Annotated in this window: 3 protein-coding genes and 3 pseudogenes; 3 read left to right on the plus strand and 3 right to left on the minus strand. The window is 40.3% G+C overall.

Translation table 11 applies throughout. The annotated features are described in order from the left end of the window. Together ADA42_RS08080 and tnpC are read left to right on the plus strand one after the other, a co-directional pair. Window positions 1-282, plus strand: a 282-nt coding sequence (locus ADA42_RS08080) for a hypothetical protein (protein WP_048764577.1), incomplete at its 5' end; no start/stop codon positions are given. 140 nt (window positions 283-422) lie between these two features. Continuing rightward, a pseudogene (gene tnpC / locus ADA42_RS17990) lies at window positions 423-1,607 on the plus strand (IS66 family transposase); the annotation flags it as partial. 32 nt (window positions 1,608-1,639) lie between these two features. Here tnpC and ADA42_RS17995 read toward each other — a convergent pair. Then, window positions 1,640-1,850, minus strand: a pseudogene (locus ADA42_RS17995) (transposase); the annotation flags it as partial. Between the two features lie 275 nt (window positions 1,851-2,125). On the opposite strand from ADA42_RS17995, the pseudogene ADA42_RS08110 reads away from it, so the two are divergent. Continuing rightward, window positions 2,126-3,260 (plus strand): annotated as a pseudogene (locus ADA42_RS08110) (IS3 family transposase). Window positions 3,261-3,333: 73 nt separating this feature from the next. Here the strand turns inward: ADA42_RS08110 and ADA42_RS08115 are convergent. Both ADA42_RS08115 and ADA42_RS18000 read right to left on the minus strand, forming a co-directional pair. Further along, complete coding sequence (locus ADA42_RS08115) at window positions 3,334-3,678, minus strand: hypothetical protein (RefSeq protein WP_048764585.1); 345 nt, start codon at window positions 3,676-3,678, stop codon at window positions 3,334-3,336. A gap of 221 nt (window positions 3,679-3,899) precedes the next feature. Then, a protein-coding gene (locus ADA42_RS18000) for an IS3 family transposase (RefSeq protein ID WP_409360268.1) occupies window positions 3,900-5,260 on the minus strand; the annotation gives its coding sequence in 2 pieces (ribosomal slippage) (window positions 3,900-4,765 and window positions 4,765-5,260; 1,362 coding nt in all). Window positions 5,261-5,314 lie beyond the last annotated feature (54 nt).

Below are 5,314 nucleotides of genomic sequence, written 5' to 3' on the forward strand. Positions count from 1 at the left end.
GACGTTTCAATTGCTTCGGTTGCTTTGCAACATGGATTGAATACACATCTTGTATCCAAATGGATTCGCTTAATTGATGGTAAGCCAGGGAGTGATCGCTCACCACTACCGAATAAACCTGCATTTATTGGCTTATCTTGCTCTGCACCATTAGATCCTAATCTTACTGACATGTTAACGGTTCAAATTACCTTACCCCACTCAAAAGCAGAAATTGGCTTGAAATGGCAAGTATCAGAAATATCTGCTTTAGCAGAATTACTCAAGGCACTTGCCACATGATCCGCATTGATGAAATCTGGCTTTCTACCCAACCTCTGGATATGCGAGCAGGGATGGATACTGCCATGGCGCAGATTATGAAAGCCTTTGGCTCGATCAAACCGCATTGCACCTACCCGTTCTGTAATAAACGTGGCCATCGCATTGAGCATGAACTTTCATCAACCCAATGTGCTTGTGGCTATACCTTGCGTCGTATCGGTGAAGATAACAGTGAAAATTGAATTTCAGGCCGGCACAGTTCTACAAGGAACAGCATGTCCGTGGCAAATGGGTCTGTGATCAGTGCGACACTCTGACTCAGCAAGCGATGCCCACCTATGTGATTGATAAAGGCATTGCTTCACCTGAACTGCTCAGCCATGTGCTGGTGTCAAAATATGCTGATCATTTACCCTTGTACCGTCATTGCCTGATCTATCAGCGGGCAGATATTGATCTTTCTAGATCAACTTTATTTGCCTGGATAGGTCGCTACGGTGTGGAACTGTAGCCTCTGGCCAATGCCTTAAAACAGCTTGTGCTGCAACAACAGATGCTGCATGCCGATGAAACACCGGTCACCATCATGCGGATGGGTGAGAATGATAAAAAACCGAAGAAAGGTTATGTCTGGGCCTATGCCACAACACAGTACAATCCAGTTCAGGCGGTGATCTATGACTTTCAGGATAGCCGTTCTGGCTAGCATGCTGCAGAGTTCCTGAAAGACTGGCAGGGTCATCTGGTTTGTGATGATTGTAGTGGTTATCAAGCACGCTTTAAATCAGGCCAGGTCATTTCGTAAATTCCATGAACTGCACGTGACCAAAAAAAGTCAGGTCGCTGAACAGGCATTAGTGCTGATTCAGAAACTGTATGCGATAGAAGCAGAACTCAGGAAAAACACCGATGGTACAGCAGAACATCGCCGCGAATACCGGCAATAGCATAGCCAACCGGTGATGCAACAACTGTATGAATGGCTCAACCAACATTATCTGGCGGTGCCATCGAGTTCTCCAACTGCCAAGGCGATCAATTACAGCCTAAAACGTTGGGAGGCCTTAAACCGCTATCTGGATGATGGCAATCTACCGATTTGCAACAATTGGGTGGAGAATCAGATGCGTCCCTGGGCGTTGGGACGTAAGAACTGGCTGTTTGCAGGTTCGCTGCGCAGTGGTCAGCGAGCGGCGAATATCATGACTTTAATCCAGTCAGCAAAGCTGAATGTCTTGGATCCGTATGCCTATTTAAGTGATGTGCTGAAAAGGTTACCGACACATAAAGTGACCCAAATAGAAGAATTACTGCCTCACCGGTGGCAACCCGACCAAAATTAAAAAATAGGTATGGGGTTCAGTGGACGCTTAAGTAAAGACACACGGAATAAGGACTTAATCATTAAGCAGCATTGGATGGCTGCGTCGGAGTAGGTTTAATTTCGTCCTTGTTTGCCTTGTGCTGGCGTATATCATTGCGTAGCAGGATCGAATCAAATGGCAATATTCCCCCCGATTAACGAAAGCTCGGTTATATAAAGACCAATTGGTTGTACGATAAATTTTAGATGCAGGATTATTCATTTGAAAATTATATTGTGGAATAAGCCCTAATTGAGCCAAATCGGACTTGTTGTACAAATATCTATGACCATGATTTTATTACATTTATATTTATTAAAATTTTCGCCCCCTTAAAAATCAGTATCCTGCAAAATATTTATGCAGCAAAGCCTGATCCTAGCCAAAATAGTGGACAATGCATCCCTCTAAAGCTAATGTAAAGTTAACTTTGGAGATGTAAAAATGGCTATCTTGCGCAGCAATGCTGCTCAAGTCCAGAATTTAAACAGCAAGCAATTGATTATGCACTTTCAAACTCGCACGAATCTGTGGCTGCTATCGCCCAGAAATTAGGTGTGGGTTATTCAACATTAGATAAATGGATTCGTGAGTCCAACCCAACTGGTTCCAGCAAAAGACAGCTCTCGCCAGAACAACAGCGTATTCTCGATTTGGAAAAAGAAGTCAAACAACTCAGGGAAGCTAATTACATCTTAAAAAAGGCGCATGTGTACTTCCTGACAGATCATGCCAAGAAAAGTACAGGGTAATTCAAGGTCTAGCTGTGACTGAAATTACGGTTTCTTCTGCCTGTAAATGCTTAGGTGTTAGCACTTCGGGCTACTATGCTTGGCGAAAGAGACAGATTTACGTCAATCAGAAGTACACGGATTTAAAAGCTGTATATTGGCAACACTATGCTCGCTTGGGTGCACCGCCATTGGTGCATGACATGCATGATTTAGGTTACTGCATGAGTGAACGTACAGTTGGAAGGATGCTGAAAAAGCTTAGTCTACGCAGTAAGATTGCGCGTAAATATAAGCATACGACTGATTCAAATCATCGTTTGCCGACGGCACCAAATCTGTTAGATCGCCAGTTTACAGTCGCTCTGCCAAATCTTGCGAAGCAATGCTTCTCAGGACAACAGATATAACTTATATCCGTACTAAACAAGGATGGCTGTATTTATGTGTGATGTTGGATCTATTTAGCCGTCGTATTGTGGGATGGCAAACCAGCCATCGGATAGATCGTCAATTGGTATGTGATGCATTTAATTATGCAATGGCGCGTCAGGGTTATCCAACAGGTGTCATGGTGCATTCTGACCAAGGCTCACAGTACTGTAGTCGTGATTTTAGGACGTTATTAATAACGAATAACTGTATTCAAAGTATGTCTCGCAGGGGAAATTGTTGGGATAATGCTGTAACCGAAAGCTTCTTTCACACTTTAAAAGGACATATTATCCATGACAGCAACTTTGCTACACGGCAAGAAGCTAATGCGGCACTGTTCGAGTATATTGAGATTTATTACAACCGAATTAGAAGGCATTCTGCAAATGGCTGGTTAAGTCCTGAAGCATTTGAACAGAAATATTTTAGAGCCTTAGTGGGATCGCCTGTCCACAATTCTGTCTAGGATCACTCTTAAATACTTATAAATTTCATACTCATAATCAATATCACCTAACACAGTATGTTTACTGGATTTTTTACTTTGTTTCATAAAAAATGGACAGAGGAACCTGACCTTTCTTACTCTTATCAATAGTAATATGTTGTATGAAACCTGCTAACCATAAAAGAAACTCATCTTCATTTGAGATTCGAGGAATAATTGTTAAATCTATTCTCTTAATACCTTCGATTTTTTTTTCATCATCAAAAATAGTTGTACAAATTTCCTGATTAACTTTGAGATTTTTTTCTTGTGAATATTGCCTTACTTTAAGGATTATGAAGGTAAAGAGGCTTTTTCGATCCTTCTCAATCTTTGCCCCAGCCTCTTGTTTAATGTCTTTTATGACTTTTTCAGCCATAGCTAAATATTGTGGCATGATTAATCTCCCTATATAAACCAAACCTGTTTGAGTATGTGGATATAAAATCGAAGATTGATTACTGATTTGTAGCTCTAGCGAAAGTTAAAGTAAAGATTGTAAAAGATAAATTACATAAAATTTTAACCAGTCTACGCATTCTATCCATATTATGATGTAGTTATATCTTGCACTAAAAACCACCCCAATGAACTGACCCCATAAAGTTGGACAGTTTTTCAGGCGGTTAAACAGGATTGAGTTCTGTATTCAACTGGACTCAATCCACCCAATTTCATCTTAATTCGTTCGTTATTGTAGTAATAAATATATTCATCAATACTACATTTTAACTGGTCAATATTGTCAAACTGCTGCAAATAAAATAGTTCAGATTTTAATAATCCGAAGAAGTTTTCTATTACAGCATTATCTAAGCAATTGCCTTTGCGCGACATGCTTTGTTCTATGCCAGTTTGTTTAAGTCTGTTTTGATAGCTCCTCATTTGATATTGCCAACCTTGATCAGAATGCAGTATCGGTGAGTCTTTTGAACCCAATCTCATACAAGCCATATCAACCATTTTTGCTATCATTTTCTGGTTAGGTATTTCAGTGGATTGCCATGCAATCACTTCACCATTAAACAAATCCAATATCGGGGAAAGATATAACTTTTTGCCATGAACATTAAATTCAGTAACATCCGTGACCCATTTTTGATTGGGTTTGGTAGCGTTAAATTTTCTATCAAGCAAGTTGGGCGCTGTTTTCCCATAAGCACCTTTATATGATTGATATTTCTTGCATCTAATTAATGCTGTTAGCTTCAATTGCCGCATTAATCGTTGTACGGTTTTGTGGTTAATAGCGTAACCATAACGCTTTAACTGGCAGGTAATTCTACGATAGCCATAACGTCCTTTATGGTGTTGGTAGATCATCTGAATATGTTGTTTTATTTGCTCGTATTTATCGGGCCTTTGTAACGCCTTGCTCCAGTAATAAAAAGTGCTGCGAGCTAATTTCATGATGCTCAGCAGACTATCTAGACGATATTGTTGCCTTAATTCAACGATGATTAGCGTTTTTTGCTGTTGGGTGACTGTTGCTGAATCAAGGCATGCAACTTTTTTAAACAGGCATTCTCAGCACGTAAATAATCTAACTCACGTTGCATTTCTTCAGGACTGAGAGTTGAGGAGCTTTTATTAGTAGGTAGTGACTTTGTTATTGTTAGCTTCATTGCAAATGGTCTCCCTCTTTTTTTGGGTATTAGGGCTTGCAAACCACCTTCATCATAACATCGCTCCCATAAACTGACAGAAGATACAGCATGGATATTAAAATGCGCAGCAGTTTCACGCATAGATAAACCATGTTCGCGCATATATAAAATCACAGATTCTTTAAATTCTGGCGTGAAATTTACTTGTGGTGATTCTAATCCTGAAACACCGTACTTTTTATATGCAGCAACCCAAACGCGAACAGCAGAATGGTTTGTCCCAAACCTTTTGGCTGTAGCTTTTTGTCCTCCCTGTCCAGATAGAAAATATTCTACGACAGAGAGTTTAAATTCTAACGTATACCGTCCCATGTGAATGCACCTCATCAGTTGGAGTTTTATGTCCAATTTTTGGGGTGCAGTTCA

This window comes from Acinetobacter sp. 243_ASPC (assembly GCF_001054715.1).
In the GTDB taxonomy this organism is placed as follows: Bacteria; Pseudomonadota; Gammaproteobacteria; order Pseudomonadales; family Moraxellaceae; genus Acinetobacter; species Acinetobacter soli.

Bases quoted from the DNA above. Each gene is read 5' to 3' on its own strand.
- ADA42_RS08115 (WP_048764585.1), bottom strand. From the start codon at position 3,678: ATGCCACAATATTTAGCTATGGCTGAAAAAGTCATAAAAGACATTAAA.